The sequence below is a fragment of the Paenibacillus sp. EZ-K15 genome (assembly GCF_002573715.1).
In the GTDB taxonomy this organism is placed as follows: Bacteria; Bacillota; Bacilli; order Paenibacillales; family Paenibacillaceae; genus Paenibacillus_AQ.
This window is the reverse complement of sequence record NZ_PDHM01000016.1, coordinates 772,034-792,703: the sequence shown is the minus strand read 5'-3', so window position 1 is coordinate 792,703 and position 20,670 is coordinate 772,034. Positions and strand designations below refer to the sequence as shown.

18 protein-coding genes and 2 pseudogenes are annotated in these 20,670 nt (G+C 44.9%); 17 read left to right on the top strand and 3 right to left on the bottom strand.

Annotated features, from left to right (window positions below):
- The first annotated feature begins 51 nt into the window (after positions 1-51).
- Genes CRG97_RS16040 through CRG97_RS16030 form a run of 3 tightly spaced genes read left to right on the top strand, consistent with a single transcriptional unit; the run spans position 52 to position 3,379 of the window.
- Complete coding sequence (locus tag CRG97_RS16040) at positions 52-954, top strand: ABC transporter permease (RefSeq protein WP_481856203.1); 903 nt, start codon at positions 52-54, stop codon at positions 952-954.
- On the top strand, positions 948-1,808 hold the full coding sequence (locus tag CRG97_RS16035; RefSeq protein ID WP_098744800.1) for a carbohydrate ABC transporter permease: 861 nt from the start codon (positions 948-950) through the stop codon (positions 1,806-1,808). The genes CRG97_RS16040 and CRG97_RS16035 overlap by 7 nt, the downstream gene beginning before the upstream one ends.
- Before the next feature lie 32 nt (positions 1,809-1,840).
- Complete coding sequence (locus CRG97_RS16030; RefSeq protein WP_098744797.1) at positions 1,841-3,379, top strand: extracellular solute-binding protein; 1,539 nt, start codon at positions 1,841-1,843, stop codon at positions 3,377-3,379.
- A 50-nt stretch (positions 3,380-3,429) separates the two neighbouring features.
- Here CRG97_RS16030 and CRG97_RS33655 read toward each other — a convergent pair whose 3' ends face one another.
- Together CRG97_RS33655 and CRG97_RS16025 are read right to left on the bottom strand one after the other, a co-directional pair.
- A complete protein-coding gene (locus CRG97_RS33655) occupies positions 3,430-3,585 on the bottom strand; it encodes a helix-turn-helix domain-containing protein (RefSeq protein WP_237566427.1) in 156 nt (51 codons plus the stop codon).
- Positions 3,573-4,214: an AraC family transcriptional regulator gene (locus tag CRG97_RS16025; protein WP_237566426.1), complete on the bottom strand. Its 642-nt coding sequence runs from the start codon at positions 4,212-4,214 to the stop codon at positions 3,573-3,575. Before CRG97_RS16025 ends, CRG97_RS33655 begins: the two co-directional genes overlap by 13 nt.
- 120 nt (positions 4,215-4,334) lie before the next feature.
- Between CRG97_RS16025 and CRG97_RS16020 the strand changes: the two genes are divergently transcribed.
- The 6 genes and pseudogenes from CRG97_RS16020 to CRG97_RS15995 form a co-directional block, all read left to right on the top strand.
- Entirely contained in the window at positions 4,335-5,150 is an 816-nt protein-coding gene (locus CRG97_RS16020; RefSeq protein WP_098744794.1) for a phytanoyl-CoA dioxygenase family protein, read from the top strand.
- Positions 5,151-5,550: 400 nt separating this feature from the next.
- Positions 5,551-5,763 carry a hypothetical protein gene (locus tag CRG97_RS16015; protein WP_098744792.1) on the top strand — a complete coding sequence of 71 codons (213 nt, stop codon included), beginning with the start codon at positions 5,551-5,553 and terminating at the stop codon, positions 5,761-5,763.
- 696 nt (positions 5,764-6,459) lie between these two features.
- A complete protein-coding gene (locus tag CRG97_RS16010; protein WP_098744789.1) occupies positions 6,460-7,020 on the top strand; it encodes a helix-turn-helix domain-containing protein in 561 nt (186 codons plus the stop codon).
- Positions 7,021-7,240: 220 nt separating this feature from the next.
- Positions 7,241-8,476 (top strand): CynX/NimT family MFS transporter, encoded by a 1,236-nt coding sequence (locus tag CRG97_RS16005; protein ID WP_098744785.1) that lies wholly within the window; start codon positions 7,241-7,243, stop codon positions 8,474-8,476.
- Between the two features lie 2 nt (positions 8,477-8,478).
- Positions 8,479-8,910, top strand: coding sequence for a universal stress protein (locus tag CRG97_RS16000; protein ID WP_098744782.1), 432 nt, complete (start codon positions 8,479-8,481; stop codon positions 8,908-8,910).
- A gap of 789 nt (positions 8,911-9,699) precedes the next feature.
- Positions 9,700-9,879: pseudogene (locus CRG97_RS15995) on the top strand (MFS transporter); the annotation flags it as partial.
- Positions 9,880-9,958: 79 nt separating this feature from the next.
- Here CRG97_RS15995 and CRG97_RS15990 read toward each other — a convergent pair.
- Positions 9,959-10,750 (bottom strand): helix-turn-helix domain-containing protein, encoded by a 792-nt coding sequence (locus CRG97_RS15990; RefSeq protein WP_098744779.1) that lies wholly within the window; start codon positions 10,748-10,750, stop codon positions 9,959-9,961.
- Positions 10,751-10,885: 135 nt separating this feature from the next.
- On the opposite strand from CRG97_RS15990, the pseudogene CRG97_RS15985 reads away from it, so the two are divergent.
- From CRG97_RS15985 to CRG97_RS15950, 8 genes and pseudogenes are all read left to right on the top strand, one after another.
- A pseudogene (locus CRG97_RS15985) lies at positions 10,886-12,655 on the top strand (glycoside hydrolase family 2 protein).
- 783 nt (positions 12,656-13,438) lie between these two features.
- Positions 13,439-13,843: a VOC family protein gene (locus tag CRG97_RS15980; RefSeq protein WP_098744776.1), complete on the top strand. Its 405-nt coding sequence runs from the start codon at positions 13,439-13,441 to the stop codon at positions 13,841-13,843.
- Between the two features lie 748 nt (positions 13,844-14,591).
- Positions 14,592-14,795, top strand: a complete 204-nt coding sequence (locus CRG97_RS15975; RefSeq protein ID WP_098744773.1) for a hypothetical protein — start codon at positions 14,592-14,594, stop codon at positions 14,793-14,795.
- A gap of 379 nt (positions 14,796-15,174) precedes the next feature.
- Positions 15,175-15,750, top strand: coding sequence for a dihydrofolate reductase family protein (locus CRG97_RS15970; protein ID WP_098744770.1), 576 nt, complete (start codon positions 15,175-15,177; stop codon positions 15,748-15,750).
- Between the two features lie 526 nt (positions 15,751-16,276).
- A complete protein-coding gene (locus tag CRG97_RS15965) occupies positions 16,277-17,143 on the top strand; it encodes a carbohydrate ABC transporter permease (RefSeq protein ID WP_098744767.1) in 867 nt (288 codons plus the stop codon).
- 78 nt (positions 17,144-17,221) lie between these two features.
- Complete coding sequence (locus CRG97_RS15960; RefSeq protein ID WP_237566425.1) at positions 17,222-18,040, top strand: carbohydrate ABC transporter permease; 819 nt, start codon at positions 17,222-17,224, stop codon at positions 18,038-18,040.
- A 36-nt stretch (positions 18,041-18,076) separates the two neighbouring features.
- Complete coding sequence (locus CRG97_RS15955; protein WP_098744761.1) at positions 18,077-19,231, top strand: efflux RND transporter periplasmic adaptor subunit; 1,155 nt, start codon at positions 18,077-18,079, stop codon at positions 19,229-19,231.
- A 41-nt stretch (positions 19,232-19,272) separates the two neighbouring features.
- Complete coding sequence (locus CRG97_RS15950) at positions 19,273-20,613, top strand: ABC transporter substrate-binding protein (RefSeq protein ID WP_098744758.1); 1,341 nt, start codon at positions 19,273-19,275, stop codon at positions 20,611-20,613.
- Positions 20,614-20,670 lie beyond the last annotated feature (57 nt).

Here is a 20,670-nt window from a genome sequence, read left to right as displayed (position 1 = left end):
AGCCTAACGCCAGCCCCTCGGATACGTTTATCTCCGCGGACAAAGCTGCTCATGATTTTAAAGTTAGCATGGCGGTTTAAAGCCTTTTACGTCATGCTGCTGCCCGGCATTATTTATTTTGTCATATTTCGGTACTTCCCGATGTACGGAGTCATTATCGCTTTCAAAGATTTTGCGATCCTGGACGGCATAACGGGCAGCTCGTGGGTTGATCCGTGGTATAAGCATTTTCAGAGCTTTTACGAGTCGCCTTACTTCAGCCAACTGCTGACCAATACGCTTTTGATCAGCCTCTACAAGCTGTTATGGGGAACGCTGCCGCCGATCATGCTGGCCGTACTGCTGAACGAATGCCGTGTTCGCTGGCTGAAGTCGATTGTACAAACGCTGACCTACATGCCGCACTTCTTGTCTTGGGTCATTATTTTCGGCATTCTTTTGACGCTCTTCTCCCAGAACGGTGGTCTCATAAACCGCTGGATTGTGGAAGCGGGGGGAAGCTCGATCCCGTTTCTGACCTCGACGGAATATTTCCGCAGCATACTGGTTGGATCGGAGGTATGGCAAACTCTCTGCTGGGGTGCGATTATCTATTTAGCCGCGATGGCGGGCATCGATCCGACGCTTTACGAGGCGGCGAAGGTGGATGGTGCGAGCCGAATGCGAATGATCTGGCATATTACGCTTCCTGGCATTAGAAGCATTATCGTCCTGCTGTTCGTTCTGAAGCTTGGCCATCTGCTTGACGCAGGCTTTGATCAAATTTACATTCTGTACAATATTCAGGTATACCCGGTTGCGGACATCATCGACACATGGGTTTACCGAACCGGTCTGCAGCAGCTTAATTTCAGCTTGGCGTCGGCAGTCGGATTGTTCAAATCGGTCATCGGGCTCATCCTTGTGCTAGGTGCTAACCGCGTGGCGAAGAAATGGGGTGAGGGCATATGGTAAGAGGCCTCGACGATAAAATTTTTAACACAATTATATACGTCATTCTCGGAATATGCGGGCTTGTCGCCATTCTGCCGATCCTTTATGTCATATCCGTATCCATCACTCCGTTCGGAGAAGTACTGCGTAACGGCGGATTCATATTGTTCCCGAAGGAAATTACGTTTTCCGCTTACCGCACGCTGCTGACGGAGTCCAATATTCCGAAGGCGTTCCAAATAACCGTTCTCATTACGGTGATCGGAACAGCGGTCAATCTCGTCTTGACGGGACTGATGGCGTACCCGCTCAGCCGCCGGAATTTGCCGGGAAGAAACTTTTTTCTGCTCATGATCGTGTTCACCTTGTTGTTCAGTGGAGGGCTTATTCCGACCTATCTGGTCGTTAAGTCGATGGGGCTGCTCGATTCTATCTGGGCGATGATTTTGCCAAATGCAGTCTGGAGCTTTAACGTTCTTATTATGAAAAGTTTTTTTGAAGGGCTGCCGGAGGAGCTGTTCGAGTCGGCCCGAATGGATGGAGCCAAAGAGTTCCGCATCCTGCTGCAAATCGTTACGCCGCTTTCCGTTCCTGTCTTGTTGACTGTTGGATTGTTTTACCTGGTCGGCCATTGGAACGAGTTTTTTCAAGCGATTTTTTATGTGACTGATCGCACGCTGTATCCGCTGCAGGTCGTCGTCCGGGAAATTCTGATGCAAAGCCAGCAGCCGCTGGAGAACGCGGAAAATATGATGCCGACGCAGACGATGCAAATGGCATCCGTCATGATTGCGAGCTTGCCGGTCATCGTGATCTATCCGTTTCTTCAAAAGCATTTTACAAAAGGGATGCTGCTTGGTTCGATTAAAGGTTAACCGACGAAACCATTCAGAGAGGGGTTAAGATCATGAAGAAATTAGGGACTTTGCTAGTAGCCGTTTCATTAGCGGGAGCAATGCTTACGGCTTGTTCGGGGGGAAACAGCAGCGAGAATCCGGGAAACCATTCGGGCGCTACCGCCAAGCCCGGAGCGGAAACGACGGAGCAGCCTAGCGGCAAACCGGTTAAGCTCGATATTATCGAGACGGGGAACAATCTTCCGTCGCCCGATAAAGACATAATTAAGCAGGAATTGGATAAGGCGCTGAATATCGACCTGAACCTGACAGTGTATCCAGCAGCGGACGATTACAACAATCAACTAAACGTTCGAATGTCCTCGGGGAACTTTCCCGACCTGTTCATGGTCGACCGGCAGCAGTTAATTCAATTTTCCAAGCAAGGGCTGCTGCTCGATCTGACGCCGTATATGGATAAATTGGAGCAAACGGTAGCGTTCATCGGGGAGGACAGCGTCAAGAAGGGGATGGTCGACGGGAAAGTATATGGCATCTCCAAATCTCCGCAAATCCCTTACAACACCTTATGGATCCGCAAGGATTGGCTCGACAAGCTGAAGCTGGAAGTGCCGACGACCGTGGAACAGTTGGCTTCCGTAGCGGAAGCGTTCACTAAGAACGATCCGGATGGAAATGGCAAGCCGGACACCTTTGGTCTAACGGGCGGCAAGTTGAGCGCATTCTCGACCGTTTTCGGAGCCTTCGGCGTCGGAATGCCAGGCAACTTCTACGAGAAGGATGGCAAAGTCGTCAATGCGCTGCATGAACCGGCAATGAAGGATGCTTTGGTCTTTATTAAGGACATGATTGGATCCGGATCGGTTGATCCGGAGCTGCTCGCCAATAGCGGATTGCAGCATCAAGAGAAGGCGATCAAAGGGCAGGCGGGCATCGTCTATATCGATTGGCCGAACATGACGAAGGAGCAGTTCGTGGAACAGATCAAAACCGTTAATCCGAATGCGGAATGGCTGCAAATCGCCGCTCCTTCAGGTACAGGAGGACAATTCGACGGTTCATGGGATATCGGCGCGGCGCCTGGGAGATATGCCATTCCGAAAGCGCTTGAGAAAGACCCGGAGAAACTGCAGCGGGTGTTCGATCTGCTCAACTATATTTCGAATCCGGACGGAGGCTCGCTGCTCGTGCAGTTCGGGGTGAAGGATACGCACTTCACACTTGAGGGCGGCAAGCCGTTGATGACGGACAAAGCGGGCGAGGTCGGCCATTCTTGGCTGTACCAATTCACCGGCAGACCGGAAATGGAGTATTTACAAGCGAAGTTCGCCGCACAATCGGCTGCAATCGAATTCGCGAACGATCAACCTCGCATCGAAGCGTTGAACGGATTTATCGACAATCCAGAGGGATATAACCCTGCCGATGCGAACCGGTACATGGAAGAGGAGATCGCGAAGTTTATATACGATAAACGTCCATTGACCGAATATGATGACTTTATCAAGACGCTGGAAACGTCTATGAACTACAAAGCGTTAGTGGATAGCGCCATGGATCAGCTTAAGGCGCTTGGTTACGGGGACTAAATAACGGGAACGAAAGGCCGACCTCATTCGATGCAGGTCGGCTTGTTCTATCATACGCTATGTGTTTTTCGGTACGACGAAGGATTGACGCCGCACAGTTTTTTGAAACTTTTGCTTAAATGATGTTCGTCGGTAAAACCGCAATGCTCGGCGATTTGGGCAAGAGTAAGCGAAGAGTATACAAGGAGTTGCTTCACCTTGTCCATTCTAAGATTAGTCGCGTAGGCGCTAGCTCGCGTGTAAACAGTCTTGTCAGCTGCACCTGGGTTAGACCAAGCTCCACAGCGATCGACTTCAACGATAGGCCGAATTCTGCTTGCTGCTGAAGCAGATGCAGCGCTCGCCCAAGGATCGGATCCTCGCTGAACAAGGTCATCGTATGCTGCTCGGATTGCTCGATCTGAAGCAAGTAGAGCAGATCCCTGAGAAGATGTTTCTTGTACGTATGACCAATCCCTGCATGCAAGTATTGGGCTTCGCGAAATTGAGAGAGGGTGGATTGGAAGCGTTTGTTGTTCAATAGCCGAAGCTTGCCGAAAGTCGGGAAATCCTCCGCACGCGGAGGCTCCTCTAGGGAATTGATCCATTGAAACCCCATGAGATGGAACGATAAACCGTCCGTTTGCCGGTAGAAGGTTAGATCGGGCGGGCATAATACGATGTCATCCTTGACCGCCCTTCCGCTTTGGCTGCCCATTCTGTAATTAAAAGCGCCTTCTTCGACGATGAACAACGCCCAATGATCATACGTATCATGCGTCTTCTGAAATTGAGGGGTATCCTTCACGTAGACATGGTATTGCAGATCGGGATCCAGAAATCGGCTGAACTCCATTGCATGACAACACCCTTTCATAGATTGAAATTATTTACAAGGGAAATGAATTTTTCTTACATTATAACAAGATGGTTCGCCAAATATAATTAAATTAAATACAAGTAGGAGGTATAAAGGATGAAGACAGCCAATTTGGAAATACCGAAATTAATGGAGCAATTTCATGAACAGGGGTATTTGGTTATACCGGATATTTTGTCGCAGGAACAGGTGAGCCGGCTGAATGCCGCGATCGACGAAATTGTCTTGACGGAACCAGAAGCGCTTTCACATAATATTTATAACAGCGTAGAACGCCATCCCGAGATCGCTGCATTAATCGATCAGCCTGCTATTCTTCCGTTAATCGTTAATTTGCTTGGCCACAACATTCAGCTTCACATCTCCCACCTCACGATCAGACAACCGAATCCAAGCGAAGCCCAAACGGCCACGCACAGCTTTATCGATTGGCATCAAGACGGTCCGCATCCGCAATTTCCTGTCATTAACGGCATGACGGCAACCTATTATATTAAAGTTTGCTATATTTTGAGCGATATGTCGGAGCCGGATCGCGGCAATACGAAAGTGATTCCGGGCAGTCACAAGCAGCCGTACAATCCGAATCACAAGGATGTGCGCCAGCAGCTTGACGGAGAGGTACAAGTGTGCGGAAAACCAGGTGACGTCTTCGTGTTCGCCCAAAACTTGTGGCATGCTGGCTCGCCGAATCGCTCCGCATTCACAAGAAGGCAGCTGTTCCTCGGCTACAGCCCGATCTGGATGCGTCCTATCGACTATCATTCGGCGTCTGTGAGCCTGCTGAAGGACGCCGATCCGATACGCCGCCAGCTGCTTGGGCAGATCAGCGACAACAAATTCAATTATTACGTTCCGGAGGATTCGATGGTGCCTCTCAAATCCATGCTGATCCATCCATCCTCGCAGTAGCTATCACTATCCATTCGAATGGGAAGGATGAACGAGATGATTGTATTCAATATCGCTTCCGATTCAGCAAATCCGCAATCCGGTCCAAGATCCGTTCGTCGTTGCCGATACCTCGACAGGCATTTATTACTTGTAAACAGGCGGAAGCCCACGCTTATTTATTTCAGATTGTATTGGGAGCTGATCAGCCCTTATCTGGAGGAGTTTTCGCCAGACTTGTTATCCAAAAAAGACTTTAGTATCTACTGCGTGCCTGCCGCTTGGTTAGAGAGCAGTTGGAGCAGGTAGAAGAATGCTGCCTCATATTCACTAATAATAACAAAACCCCTTACGCTGCCGCATAGCGTGAGGGGTTTGTGAGGAGAAAATTGCCGGGGGCAAGGATTGGAGTAAGTATGCCTTGACCAATACCGAAGGGATGAAAAAAATTAACGGTATCACTTCATTGTCAAGAACAGCCATATCCATCATATGGCAGGTAGGAGGCATTGGCGGAGGAGGAGATAATGTCACCACGGATTACAAAATTATCATTCGGAGTAACCGCTCCTGCTTTGAAGTTACGCGAGCCCAAAATGGACAAGTGTCGAGGGACAACAACATCGTCCCATAGAAAGTTGCTAATTTAGCGCCTTTTTTGTTTTATCGGTACAAGTTCTTGTCCCGAGTCGAGGACAAGAACTTGTACCGATTGCCGAAAAGGACAGGAACATGAGCCGATTACCGATTAGATAAGTATTTTAGTCATGCCTTTGCAACACAAGCGGTGCAGACTGAGAAGTTACCGTTAGATATCGTTAAAGAACTTCTTCATCAGAAAGATATTGGAGTAACAGAATACTACTCTGCACCAACTTCCCAGCAGATATCTGAATCGACGGATCATTACATGATAACTGGGCAGCATACATTGACATTCAAAAAGGAATTTTAAGAGGACCAGAGGAACTTCGAGAAATATACGAGGATTACACGCAAAAAGTAGGAACACTCTCTGAGATTTAGAACGAACAAAAAGAAGGTACATGAGTCTATCAATAAATGAACTCGCAAACTTATTAATCAATGCAGAACAGAATCGAACCTGGCTTAATAATCAATTTGAATCATTTAAATAAAAACAGTTCACTTATAGGGAGGAACTGTTTTTATTCCGTTTAAATGGCATTACGCTAACGGGCAGATTAGTACATAGACGTCAGAATTTTGCATAGGAGTGTGTAGTCCACCATCAAATACTAATCGTATGGAAAAGAGTCTAGATAAACAATATACTAGCTATAAAGTTATTTGTTGAGGTGAATATCAAATGGATGAAGTCGATGAATCAAAACAAATTGTATTACAAATCGGCGGTGCCTTGAAAAAGTACAGAAAAGAAAAAAACATAAGTTTAGACGACTTAGCGGAATTAACGGGCGTAAGCAAACTTACTCTGGGGAATATCGAACGTGGCGATACAAATCCAACTTTGGCGATTATATGGAAAATTTCAAAAGGCATATCTTTACCGCTATTGGCTTTGTTCAAATCAGAAGACCCTGTTAGTTTGTATCGAGCAGGCGAAGGACTGCGGTTTTCTAATGATCAAAAAAATTGGATCATTGAACCAGTCTTTAAAAGCAACGATATTGAAATGTGTCGGGCTTACTTACAGCCAAATAGCTCGTATCACCCTGAAGGTCATCATGTGAATACAACTGAAATTGCGACAGTAATGACGGGTTCCATTGATATTCAACTCAATGGAGAGATTTATACATTGAATCAATATGATACAATCAGTTTTCGTGCAGATTTTCCTCACTCTTATACCAATCATACGAATAGCGAAACAGTGCTCCATATATCCTTAAAGTATGGTTTCTAAAAGTCGAATACTCCACTTATTCAATACAACTCTGAATTCCATGACGGGAATTCAGAGTTGTATTTTTGTTTTTAGATGGGTTATGGCGTGTTATAAAATACTTCTTGTTAAAAATAATATACTATACTATACTTTTATTGTTCGCGCGGATGTTATTGCATAGTTTTTCACTCAGTAGGAAACAAACACTACGTATTAGTTCAGGAAGGAGAAATGAAGAATGCCGAACAAACAAAATAAAAAAGCCGTACCATTCTCTATAGGACTGATCATTCTCGGCATTATTGTTATTGCAGCTAATTTACGTACTCCCTTAACCTCAGTTGGTCCTTTAGTGAGCCTTATAAGGGATGACGTTCATATTTCAAATACATTAGCAGGCCTGATCACAACGGTACCCTTGCTTGCCTTTGCTTTATTATCACCTCTAGTACCCAAACTAGGACGAAGGTATGGGGTTGAACGTATCATTTTGATTGCTCTAATCTTTCTGACTGTTGGTATTGTAATACGTTCTTTATCTGGCGCAGCTAATCTGTTTATTGGGACAGCAATTCTTGGATTCGCAATTGCCGTATGTAATGTATTATTGCCAAGTATAATCAAAAGGGATTTCCCAGATAAAATTGGCTCCATGACAGGTGTTTACTCCATTTCAATGAATTTATGTGGAGCAATCGCATCGGGAATCAGTGTACCGCTAGCCGTGAATGCAGGTCTAAAATGGCAGGGAGCATTGGGAATATGGGGGATTCTAAGCTTTGTATCGATCCTCTGTTGGTTACCCCAATTAAGAAATCAAACGAAGCAAACAGCCACGACGAGTCAACAGATGGCCAGCAACGATGTGAATGTTTGGCGATCCCCGCTTGCCTGGCAAGTAACCTTGTTTATGGGTATACAGTCCATGGTTTTCTATGTGTTGATCGCATGGTTGCCTGAAATTTTAAAGCAGCAAGGAATTGACTCCAACCAATCAGGATGGTACCTCTCGATCATGCAGTTAGCTATGCTTCCATTTACCTTTATTGTCCCCGTTATTGCTGGGCGCATGTCTAGCCAACGTTTGTTAGTGGTCATCACATCCATTTTGCTTTTGACGGGAACGCTCGGACTTCTTTACGGAAGCTCCCATATCATTCTGTTGTGGATCATCATACTCGGAATTGGTGGAGGCTTCGCCTTTAGTTTGTCCATGATGTTTTTCGGGTTACGTACTGAAAATGCGCATCAAGCAGCGGAACTGTCTGGCATGGCCCAATCGATCGGATATCTTCTTGCCGCAATCGGTCCTGCCCTTATAGGATATCTGCATGATGCGACAAATAGTTGGAACCTGCCACTTTTCATTCTGCTTGGCGCTTCGGTCTTACTCTTTTTAGTCGGTATAGGAGCAGCAAGAAACCGTTTTGTAGGTAGCCGAAATAGTTACGAGTTGCCACGGAAAGGACGATAAATATGTTTGATAAAATTATTGTGGCCATTGATAAAGCTGAAATAACGAACAAACTCCTCGATGCAACCATTGAAATAGCCCGAAACAAACAAACTCAAGTTACCTTGGTTAATGTCAGCCAGGAATATGTATCGAATGGCATGACATATGTACCAGAGAATTTCTTGGAAGATATATTGAACGAAATGGAAAAAGCGAGTTTGGAACAGCTGCAACAAGCCAAATCTAAATTAAACTCTGCGGGGATTAACCCGGAAACCGTTCATCTTAAGGGAGATCCTGCACATGAAATATTAAATTATGCAAGGGATACCGAGCAGCAACTTATTATTATCGGAAGCCGTGGGCTAAGGGGGATAAAAGAAATGATGCTTGGAAGTGTCAGCCACAAGGTTTCACAGCTATCAAGTTGCCCAGTCCTCATTGTACATTAACTCCTTCGGGAACTGCAGAGATGATGCATTGTTATACTAACGGGGAACGTTATAGTTGAATCATACAGCGGCATTCTAGGATATTTGTGTCCTACAATGCCGCTGTTTCTATATCCCTTTAGCTGCTCAAATGCTGACGCTGAAGATGACGGGAGGGAGGACCTGTCACTACCAATCGTTTTATTGCTCCATAGAATGAGGGGGATAATGGCCTCTGTTTAGCGAAGATGACGAGTGGATCGCGACGGTATACACGGATACACCGGACCAAACATTTCAAAGCATCTTTAAAGCACCCGAAATGCTCGAGTTGCTGTAAGTATCAGATGATCAGATTCAAAGAAGCTTGTTGAGTTCATCGAGAGCAGCAGACATTAACAAAACGGTAATTTAGAAAAAGACCCCTAGGTTTGCCAAGAATAGGGTGTTAGAAGACAGACTACTTATCGTATAAAAAAAGAACTAGGCGACTAAAAGCTAGTTCTTTCTATTACAAAAATATACTGTTTACCGTGCTTTTTCAAAAGGATATTCTAATGAATCCGAGAGTGGTCTATCTTCAGAAAGGTAGCATTGGTGAACAGGAATATATCTTGTTTTATATTTATTTAAGATCCATTTACCACTTCGAGATACGCCCCTAATTTCTCCTCTACTGAGAATTTCCGTTTTATTAATTAGCCATGGGCGGTATAACAGTACTCCTTCTATGAGTACCACGGTATCTTCATCAATATCTACAGGAATTTCATGTTCATATAAACCTGTACTCCAATTAAGACCTTCCATCAGGCAATTTTGTCACAATTTACAATAGATACGTTCAGTTGGAGGCCTGCACTAATCGGACTTGTGTTTTCAATTATGGGCGTCCAAGACATCCTTTCACTATGTTTCATCATGCCAAAGCTTTTGAAAAAACTTAGTGATGCGCAGATAGCCATTCTTGGAATGGTTTTGGAGATAGTGCGCAGCGTTCTTGGAGTAGTTTTGTGTATTCAGTCTGTCAACCAAGTCTAAAGAAAGGGGAGGAGAAGAGAATAGAGACTTATTGCCCACCATCAGACCTTCCCCTGTATTCACTTGGAGTTAGTCCTACGAATTTTTTGAATTGCCGCATAAAATGTACATCATTCTCATAACCGCAAATTCCAGAAATATGGCTGATGGCATACGATGTGTTCTTCAGTAAATAGGAGGCATATCCTATTCTGTTAAGGATGATATCGTTAATTACCGATATGCCAAAGATTTGTTTGTACATATGCTGGAAATAAGATCGACTCATATTCATCTTATCCGCCAAGAACTCGACAGTATACCAGGTAGAAGGAGAACTGAAAACTTCATTTCTCAGGTTCAGGAACTGATCATAATATTTACTAATCTGATGGTGTGGCTCCAGATGATTTCGAATATCGCTAAGCTTCATGAACAGGCAACGAATGGTATAATCGATGATCTCATTTTGGAAGGTTCCGTTTTGCAGATTCTCCCAATGAATATCGTTCACTTTTCTGGAAATATAGAAGGGGTCGTATGCTTTGATTAAGGTATCTAGAGGGAGATTCAGCCGTTCAAAAAAAGCATCTGCATCCTCCATTTCAAAGTGGAACCAGTCATGAATCAGAGGTTGTTCGACATCCCGGTAGAAATACGGGCTGTTTTTGTTAAAAATAATAAAGGTATTAGGTTCAACAAAAACAGCCTGAGAATGAATCTTAAGCTCCATTTTGCTCCGGAAGAATAAAAAGACGTAATCTCCAGAGCCGTCCGGGCGGTCAACAGTAAAGCCTTCCGGATGAATTACATTATATCCACATCGCTTTAGATGTATCAATGATTCCACTCCTCCAAAGGATAATAGATCAGTCATTGGATAGGATAAATCATTTTCTTTCTCTAAACAAGATAGTAATCTGTGATAGGAAATATAGAGTATACTTCAGTGATCAGAGAGAGGATAGGTGCTAAGATGCCCACAGCAGCTACGAAATTTTATATAAAAAACTATCCGAGACCCCAATTTGTACGGAGCCAGTGGCTGGATCTGAACGGGGAGTGGGATTTCAGTTTCGATGATGAGAAAGCCGGTGTTGCAGAACGCTTTATGGACCATTTTCCAGCCGCACAAAAAATAAACGTTCCGTTTACCTATGAAACCCAGGCGAGCGGGATCGGAGAGGAGAAATTCCATGAGCAGATCTGGTATCGCAGAAAACTAACCCTTTCCCCAGAAGCGGAAGGGAAACAAACGATCCTGCATTTCGAAGGCGTGGATTATAAAGCCACCTGTTGGGTGAACGGTAGTTTTGCGGGGGAGCATGAAGGGGCGTATGCTCGCTTTTCCTTTGATATTACCGACCTGCTGGGGTAAGACGCCGAAAATGAAATTGTGCTGAAAGTGGAAGACAGCGATAGCTGTCTTCAGCCTCGGGGCAAACAGCGCTGGTCCGGACGGAATCATGATTCATTTTATGTGCAGACGACAGGCATTTGGAAAAGCGTCTGGCTCGAACATGTCCATGATACCCGCTTGGATATGGTGAAAATGACACCGGACATTGACCGCCAAATGATTCGGTTTGACTTCCGTTTTAACGGTACGAAAAACAAAAATGATCTCCGGCTGGAGACAGAAATTACCTTTAAAGGCGAAACGGTAAGAAAACTGAACCTTTCGGTGGACAGAGCCTGGCTGACGGCGGAAACCGGCATGGTGAGCAGCATCAACGGACCTTGGCTGCAAAACTTGTGGTCTCCGGACAATCCAAATCTGTTTGATGTGGAGTTTGTGCTGTATGAAGGAGAACGAGAGATTGACCGGGTGGGCTCTTATTTCGGCATGCGCAAAATCTCGATCAGAGACGGCCAAATCCTGCTGAACAATATTCCCCTTTACCAAAGATTGATTCTGGATCAGGGCTACTGGACCGAAAGTCATCTGACGCCTCCGTCCGAAGAAGCGCTGATAGAAGATATCGAGACGATCGCCGAGATGGGCTACAACGGTTTGCGCAAACATATGAAAATTGAAGACGCTCGGTTCCTGTATTGGTGTGATGTCAAAGGTATGCTGGTCTGGTCCGAAATGGCGGCTGCTTTTGAATATAACGATGAGGCTGTGGAGCGTTTTACCAAGGAATGGATTGAGGTTGTGCAGCAGCAATACAATCATCCCTGCATTATTACCTGGGTGCCTTTTAATGAATCTTGGGGCATTCAGAATATTATCCATGACGACCGGCAGCAAAAATTTACGGAAGGTATTTATTATATGACAAAATCTATCGATCCTTATCGTCCAGTCATTACCAATGATGGATGGGAGCACACCATTTCTGATATTTTGACTCTTCATGATTATGTGGAGCGGGGCGAAGATTTGTACGAAACCTACAAGAATAAAGACTCGATTACGGGTAGCAACGGTACGTACAACGAGTGGAAATTTGCGTTCGCCCAAGGCTACAGTTATAAAGGCCAACCGATTATTATCAGCGAGTTTGGAGGGATTGCTTTCAGGAGCGAACATGGCTGGGGTTACGGCAATCAAGTGGATAATGAGGAAGCTTTCCTGGAGAGATTCGGTAGAATAACCGGAGCGATTAAAGCAATTCCGTTTATTTCCGGTTACTGTTATACGCAGATTACGGACGTGCAGCATGAGGTTAACGGCTTGCTTACCGAAGACCGAAAACCGAAGGTAGCGCTGGAAAAGATCCGGGAGATTAATTTGGGGTAGGGAAACAAGTAAGAAAAAAGTGAACAAAACAGATAAAGAGAAGACAAAGCTTAAGCTAAAGTATGATGACGGCAAGCAGTCCACCCTAAAACAAAGGTAGACTGCTTTTTCTTTTGTCTGATAATCAATGAAATTACAGAGGTTTTACCAACTAACGATGTAGGTTGCATTTTAGTTCTTGTCCTAGGTCCGAGATCTTGCTATTAGAACTTACCAGGATTCTACTTCGAGAAGGGGTGTCGTATGAGATTTGATTTTTTTAATGATACTGGTAGAGAGGTTCGGATTCACCCAGCTACTTTTGAAGGTGGGTGTGAGGTCGCAAAATCAAAGGCGGTTTTTCTTCTATTATCACCTCATGAGCACACCACGAAAGGATATGCATGTGATTGCAGTTCAAATATAATCCCAGATCTATTAATTTATGAGTAAAAATATTCATACTAGAGATGGCAGCAACACGGGGAAATTTAGGGTGGTACCGGTGATAGGACGAGTGCAATTCCATGTCAAGCGGAATGGCAATCATTGGCCTGACGTCTGAATGAGAGCGGTCTGCAGGTGGATGAATTGGGGCTCGCATCGAAAACAGGTGCATGCGACAACGGGGCGGTATCAACATTAGGAGAGAGAATACCCGTAAATGTTAAACCGCTACTGACATACCGTTGTCAGTAGCGTTGTTTTATTATCGATTAAGTAAACACAATGGGGTGGAGAGCTTGTTCTTGCCCAAAAAATGATATGGTACTGTATCATTTATTATAGGAAGGATGGTATTTTATGAATTTTGCTTCTGTACGTATCATTACCGACGATGTGGATCGTCTTGTTGAGTTCTATGAGAAAGTCATGGGTGTTTCGGCGGAACGTCCCGCGGCTGCCTTTGCTGAACTCGTTGTGCCATCGTGCACCCTGGCGATCGGTCACTCCCAGACGGTGCCACTGTTCGGCATTGGTTCCGCAGTGGCGGCCGACAATCACACTGTCATCCTTGAGTTCCGGGTCCACGATGTCGATGCCGAATACGAGCGCTTGAAGCAGTTTGTCGACGAGTGGGTAAAGGAACCGACTACGATGCCGTGGGGGAACCGTGCTGTGTTGTTCCGTGATCCCGACGGCAACCTCATTAACCTCTTCCAGCCAGTGACTGAGGAAGCGATCAAACGGTTCAGCGGTAGGGGGTGACTCTTGGGAACATAACCGAACACCATCCCACAGAATAATTGACGTTCAACAAAATCATCAAGTTGATTTAATTGACCTGAATACAACGCACCTTACAACAACAGCAGCCAATTACTTGCGGCTGCTGTTGTAAAAATATGCACCATTTAGGTTGTAACAGTCGCAGTTTTATAGAAAACTGGTTTAAGAGCAACACTCGGCAGGGATATTAAGCTAAAACGGATGGCGCAAACCTTTTGATCTCACAGAACAAATCTAACTTCCTTACTGTCGGGGGACAAGAACTTGTACCGATTGCCGTAAACGACAAGAACATAGTCCGATTACCGGTTATATAAATAGTTAACTACTTTACACTGCTCTAATTCATTAAGCTAACGGGCAGTATAATTCAATTATGGATTACAGTTTTTTATGGGCACCGCGACATGGATGAATATACCTCCGCCAAGCGCCACCTGTTGGATTCAGACTGCTGACGACTTTGCCGTCTTAAACGGTGATAATCCGCCGACTGCCGCATTGCGTGGGCGGGGGCGGACCAACGGGCAGTAGAATTCAATTTCGTGTTAAAATAAATTGTGGAATAGTTACCCATATGGATTTGGAGGAATGCTCGTGGCATGGCCAACTCATATCGTTGCTTGAAAATGGTTTAAATAGAATTAAAGCAATATAATTATTTTGAATTTTCATAAGAGGATTTATTTTCAGTGGTTGTTCATGTTAAGGGAGGTGAAAAACAGCTATGAAAAATAGAAACATAACAGGTATTGTATTGGCTGTAATTTACTGTGTTGTTCTTTTTGAGATTTTAATTGATGCACCCCCTGGTGAAGCTCCAAATAATCCGCCTTGGGCATACGCAATGATTCCACTTGGAGTTGTTGCAATCACCTTTCTCTTTGATTATGTGATCAAGTTCGATTTCTTCAAAAAAAAGAAAGAGTAAAGGGAGTGTTACAAATGACCGGAACCGGTACGTACATGTGTCGGTGGAAAAGTAGATGTTCCCTTTGAAAGTCGCAATTAGCGGCTTTTTTGTTTTATCGGTACAAGCTCTTGTCCCGAGCCGAGGACAAGAACTTGTACCGATTACCGTTATGGTTAACCGTAATTGATATGGATTATTAAGTACGAGCTTAGCGCTTAAAAGTACTACAAAATCAGGTTAATTAAGCTAACGGGCAGTTTTGTAGAATATAAAGTAAGGATTTTTTCTGGTAGTAAGATACTCCATTTGTGATTAGCAATCTATAAGAAACAACCAAGCTGAAATGTCCTATAATATAGTTAATGTAGATATCCCTATGAACAAAGGAGAACTGAAAATGAGAAAACTTGTTCTATTTTTGCACGCATCGCTTGACGGTTTTGTAGAAGGGCCGAACGGTGAAATGGACATTGGCTGGGTTTCCTACGATGCTGATTTGGAGAAACACGCGAAAGAAATTCTGAGTACTGCCGACACTGTCATTTGGGGACGTGGGACTTATCAGATGATGCACAGCTACTGGCCATCTGTGCCTTCGAACCCATCAGCTTCGCAGCATGAACGGAATCATGCCGAGTGGATCGAAAAGACAGCCAAAATCGTTTTTTCCACGACGCTGGAGAAAGTCGAATGGAACAATTCCAGACTGGTGAAAGAAGATGTCGAGGAAGAGATCAAGAACCTCAAACAGCAACCAGGCAAGGATATGGTCATCCTCGGCAGTCCTAGGTTCGCACACTACCTTATGCAGCTTGATTTAATAGATGAGTATAAAATTACGGTTTCTCCCGTCCTGATCGGCAGCGGGTTGCCGTTATTCCAAGGTCTCAAGGAGAAGATCAATCTTAAACTTATCGAAAACAAGACATTTGATTCTGGAGCCATAGGCCTCGTTTACCAGAAGGTTAGATGACCTTGTCTCCAAAAGTAGATTACGCTAACGGGACACGATAGCTCAATGAAGACATTGAAGGCAGCCGACCCCAAAGCGGCTACCTTTTTCGATATCTATTGCCACAGCAGTGATAAATAGGGAGAAGCCGGCTTGTCGAGGGACAAGAACATGGTCCCATTGAAAGTCGCTATTTTAGCGGCTTTTTTGTTTTATCGGTACAAGTTCTTGTTCCGATTGCCGTAAAGGACAAGAATATGAGCCGATTACGAATTAGATAAGTATCTAACTGGGTTTCCATGCAATTTCATTAAGCTAACGGGCAGGAGACACTAACAAAAAAATCATAACCAACCGTCCAACGGGTGGTTATGATTGTACCACTTTTGTTTGTAACGAAATCGCTTAGTCACTTCAATATTTTAGGTATTTTTAATATTTCCCCACTTTTTTCTTAAGCAATCTTATCTATTCTAAATGTATTGGGAAGCGTAACAGGCCAGGATGGAGGTCTAAAATTTACTGAGAAAGGAAGGATCAGTCAATCATGAAAAAATGGCTCCGCAAGGATGCTTCGGCGGCCATGTTCTTTCTCGTGCCAAGCGGTATCGGATTTGCACTCTTTTATCTTATCCCGTTTGCCATGGGTATGTATTATTCCTTTATGAGCCAATCGGTGGACGGCCATTTTGCGGGTCTCGATAATTACGTGGAGCTGCTTGGGAGTGCTTCCTTCCGCAAGGCGGCATCCAACACATTATTCTTCAGCGCGGTCAGTGTTCCGCTTATGGTCATGCTATCGCTCGGGTTAGCGATGCTGCTCCATAAAAATACATACTTTCAAAAATGGCTTCGAACCGCTTACGTCATGCCGCTTGTTGTGCCCGTCGCCTCCATCATCATGATCTGGCAGCTGCTGTTTGATTGGAACGGCTCCCTGAACGCCTGGCTGAACAGCTTCGGATATGAACGGGTGGACTGGATGAAGACGGAATCGGCACGTTGGGTCGTAATCATTGTGTACCTATGGAAGAACATCGGTTACAACGTCATTTTATTCCTGGCGGGACTACAGCAAATTCCGAAGGATTACTACGAAACGGCCCGGATTGAGGGGGCTGGTCGTTTACGGCAATTCCGAAGTATTACTCTGGTCTATCTGACTTCCACGATGTTTTTTGTTGTGATCATGTCCATTATCAATTCATTCAAAGTGTTCCGTGAAACGTATCTGATCGCAGGTGATTACCCCCATGACAGCATTTATATGATGCAGCATTATATGAACAATATGTTTGTGTCACTCGACATTCAGAAGCTGACTGCAGCGGCAACCCTGATGTTTCTCTGTATTTTACTGATTGTACTAGTGCTGTTTGCGATTGAGCGACGACATCGGCAGTACATGGAATAGGAGGTGGAGCAAAGTTTCGTGCGAGTTGTCCATATATTGAAAAAAAGTGTATTAACATTCGTCATGGGTGTTATCGCCATGATTTTACTATCACCAATTGTGATCACATTCACAAATTCACTAATGACAGAACTGGAGATCCAGATCAATTACGGCCTCATCGGTCAAATGAGAGAAGCGATTCCAGGTAGAGATGGTTCTTTTGCAAATCTGAAACTGATTCCGGACAAGGTGTCTTTTGCACAGTATGGGAAGGTGTTCATCGACAATCCGAAGTATCTGACGATGTTCTGGAACTCCGTGTTCATGGTGGTGCCGATCATTATGGGACAGACACTCGTCGCAGCACTGGCTGCTTATGCATTCTCCAAGCTGAAATTCCGCGGCCGGGATTCGATGTTTTTGGTCTATGTCATGACGATGCTCATGCCGTTCCAAGTCACGCTGGTACCCAACTATATTATGGTCGATAAGCTTGGCATGCTGAATAGTACGGGCGCCATCATTGTTCCTGGCATTTTCGCAGCTTTTGGCGTATTTATGCTCAGACAGTTCATGCTGGACATTCCCTATGCCTACATCGAAGCTGCCAAAATAGACGGTGCCGGACATTTGCGGATTTTTATAACGATGATTGTTCCGATGATCAAGCCGGGATTGGCCGCACTTGTGATCTTGCTGTTCGTTGATTATTGGAACATGGTGGAGCAGCCGCTTATTTTTTTGGACGACCCGTTCAAGCAGCCGCTGTCCGTCTTTTTATCCAGGATTAATGATAGCGACCGGGGGATTGCCTTTGCTGCATCCATGCTCTATATGGCCCCGATGGTAATGTTATTTCTGTATGCGGAGTCGTATTTCATAGAGGGCATTCAATTGTCAGGTGTTAAGGGTTAACTTATTAGGGCGGTTTTTAGGAGGAGAAGAAAGGATATGGAGCTAGGAAAAGGGTTAGCTGACCAAAGACGAAAGCGAATCCTTCAAATCGTGTTCATGGGTTTTATGGGTGTGCTGCTGCTGTTTACATTGTTCAGTAACACGCTGCAGTCGTTGACCTTGCCCAAGGTGACCACGGAACAGCCGAAACAGGGAGGCATTGAGCTATCGATCGCGGGAAGCGGAATACTTCAGCCGATCGCCGAAGCTAAACTATCCAGTTCAAACGACTGGAAGGCTCAGCAGATTCACGTAAAAGAAGGTGAACGTGTTAAGAAGGGACAGAAGCTTATCGCTTATGACAACCCAACGGCAAGACAAGAAATCGAACTTGAAGTAACGAATCTGGAAAAGCAAAAGATTGAGCAGCAAAATCTTCAGGATCAGTTTATTCAATCTTCCATTGGGGAGGATGAGCTTAAGCTGCGCAGCGCAAAACGTGAAATTGAAAAAGGGAAACTCGATATTGCTGCGCAAGAACGCAAGATCAACGAGATGAAAGAACGACTGGCAAAAGATCGGATGCTTACCGCTCCCTTCGACGGTATTGTAACGAAGCTGAATGCGGTTGAAGGACTGGCATCTGCGGGCGAGCCGGATGTCATTGTCTCGAATAGCAGCCAAGGTTATAGGTTTGAAGTCGGCGCTGATGCAAAACGCTTGTCCAGCATTGGGATATCCGTTGGTGAGCGGATCGAGGTAGAAGTCCACACAGATAAAGAGCAGCAAGCCAATGTCATGGAAGGTGTAATTGAAGAAATCACCAATGCGGAACCGATGATTGAGGGGGCAACCGAAGGAGCCGAGACGATAACCGTCCCTCAAAAGAGAATTCGTATTAAACTCATCAACGCCAAGCTGAAAGGAGGTGAGCAGGCTCGGATTAACATCGAGAAAAGCTCTCTCGATCAAGGGCTGCTTGTTTCTAATGAAGCTATTCATCAGGACCGGGAAGGCATGTACGTTTTTGTTGTCGTCGAGCAGCCGGGTGCACTCGGTAATGTCTTTGTTGCACGAAAAGTCAACATTAAGTTCGGCGAGCGGAATGACAAAGAAACGATGATCCAAACGGATAGCATCTATGAACAAGATAAGATCATTCTGAAAAGCAGCGAGCCTCTTCAGGATGGCAGCCGGGTTCGTTTGGAATAGTGAGGCGTTGTAACCAGAACATATCAGGAGGAAATCATACGATGAAAAAATGGCTTTTACTTATTTCTATGGGTGCTTTAATCGCGAGTTTAACCGCATGCGGCTCAGGAGAAGCCGGGAACGCGGATAAGGCAGCAACGAAAGAGGGGAAAACAGTTCTTACCCTATCGCTAAGGGAGTCGAATCCATTCTATCAAACGTTGGAAAAAAAGTTCGAAGAGAAACATCCGGATATCGACTTGCAGATTCAAGCATATAAAAGCATGGGTGAACAATGGGGACCGGGGGAATTCGAGAAGTATCAAACGACAACGAATACAGCGATGTTATCGGGAAAAGGCGTAGATATCCTTCAAGTTGACAACCTGCCTCTCAAAGAATATGTGTCCAAAGGTTTTCTGTTAAATATGAATGATTTGCTGGAGCAGGACCAGACGCTCGATAAAGACGATTTACAAATGAAGATAGTGGACGGTCTGAAGCTGAATGACGGAGTGTATACCATCCCATTGGGTTACTCTTTGAGAGTATTGGTTGGTAATGGGGACATGCTGGACAACGCTAATGTAGCGTTCGATGATAAGAGTTGGGATTGGAAGGAGTTCGAGAAGGTTTCGAAAGAAGTGATCCGGAAGGCTAAGGAGAGCGGTGCCAACGAGATGTATGCATTAGCGTCCTACCCGCCGGAATACCTCTTTCAGGAGATGCTTTTTGAGAACTACGCTGCATTTGTTGAGCCTTCAGCCAAAAAGGCATCGTTCGACTCTCCGGAATTTGTGGATTTGCTTCAGCAAGCCATGAAAATGAATGATGAGAAGATCATAACATCCGATTCGGCTAAGCCGGGCAATCAATTGTTCAGCTCCACACCGATTATGTCACCGCTTCAATTAATCGAAGGCCCCTATATGTTGTTTGATCATCCCAAGATCATGCTGTTACCCAGAGCGGGAGAAACCGCAGGTCAAAAAGGCGCGAGAGTTTTTACATCTTCCGTGTTCGCTATCCATGCCAAATCGCCAGCACAAGAAGAAGCTTGGAAGTTCATATCCTTCCTGTTGTCTGAAGAAGCACAATTACTGCAGGAAAGAGAAGGGTTCTCGATGCTTAAATCCGTAAATGAAAAGCTGATCGATGACCTTCAGGAAAAAGTAGGAGGTGGCGATTATAAGCTTCCGAATGGGCAGCCGGCCAAAGTATCTGACGAACAATTCAATGTGTTTAAACAAATTGTTCAGTCCGCGGATCAATACGTGGATCTAGACAGTAAAGTGATATCGATTGCGGGTGAAGAGTCTATGGCGTACTTCAGCGGACAGAAAACCGCAGAAGAAGTGGCGAAGCTGATCCAGAACCGAGTCACCACCTATTTAAACGAATAGGAAGATCATCCAGGAAGCAGCCCACGTTTGTGCGCTGCTTTCTATTTCACAGAAGAG

Excerpts from the sequence above, each read along its gene's own strand:
- CRG97_RS16030 (WP_098744797.1), top strand. The coding sequence starts at position 1,841 with ATGAAGAAATTAGGGACTTTGCTAGTAGCCGTTTCATTAGCGGGAGCA.
- CRG97_RS15965 (WP_098744767.1), top strand. The coding sequence starts at position 16,277 with ATGAAAAAATGGCTCCGCAAGGATGCTTCGGCGGCCATGTTCTTTCTC.
- CRG97_RS16005 (WP_098744785.1), top strand. The coding sequence starts at position 7,241 with ATGCCGAACAAACAAAATAAAAAAGCCGTACCATTCTCTATAGGACTG.
- CRG97_RS16025 (WP_237566426.1), bottom strand. The coding sequence starts at position 4,214 with ATGGAGTTCAGCCGATTTCTGGATCCCGATCTGCAATACCATGTCTAC.
- CRG97_RS16020 (WP_098744794.1), top strand. The coding sequence starts at position 4,335 with ATGAAGACAGCCAATTTGGAAATACCGAAATTAATGGAGCAATTTCAT.
- CRG97_RS15955 (WP_098744761.1), top strand. The coding sequence starts at position 18,077 with ATGGAGCTAGGAAAAGGGTTAGCTGACCAAAGACGAAAGCGAATCCTT.
- CRG97_RS15970 (WP_098744770.1), top strand. The coding sequence starts at position 15,175 with ATGAGAAAACTTGTTCTATTTTTGCACGCATCGCTTGACGGTTTTGTA.
- CRG97_RS16000 (WP_098744782.1), top strand. The coding sequence starts at position 8,479 with ATGTTTGATAAAATTATTGTGGCCATTGATAAAGCTGAAATAACGAAC.
- CRG97_RS33655 (WP_237566427.1), bottom strand. The coding sequence starts at position 3,585 with ATGGACAAGGTGAAGCAACTCCTTGTATACTCTTCGCTTACTCTTGCC.
- CRG97_RS15960 (WP_237566425.1), top strand. The coding sequence starts at position 17,222 with ATGATTTTACTATCACCAATTGTGATCACATTCACAAATTCACTAATG.
- CRG97_RS15975 (WP_098744773.1), top strand. The coding sequence starts at position 14,592 with ATGAAAAATAGAAACATAACAGGTATTGTATTGGCTGTAATTTACTGT.
- CRG97_RS16035 (WP_098744800.1), top strand. The coding sequence starts at position 948 with ATGGTAAGAGGCCTCGACGATAAAATTTTTAACACAATTATATACGTC.
- CRG97_RS15950 (WP_098744758.1), top strand. The coding sequence starts at position 19,273 with ATGAAAAAATGGCTTTTACTTATTTCTATGGGTGCTTTAATCGCGAGT.
- CRG97_RS16010 (WP_098744789.1), top strand. The coding sequence starts at position 6,460 with ATGGATGAAGTCGATGAATCAAAACAAATTGTATTACAAATCGGCGGT.
- CRG97_RS15980 (WP_098744776.1), top strand. The coding sequence starts at position 13,439 with ATGAATTTTGCTTCTGTACGTATCATTACCGACGATGTGGATCGTCTT.
- CRG97_RS16040 (WP_481856203.1), top strand. The coding sequence starts at position 52 with ATGATTTTAAAGTTAGCATGGCGGTTTAAAGCCTTTTACGTCATGCTG.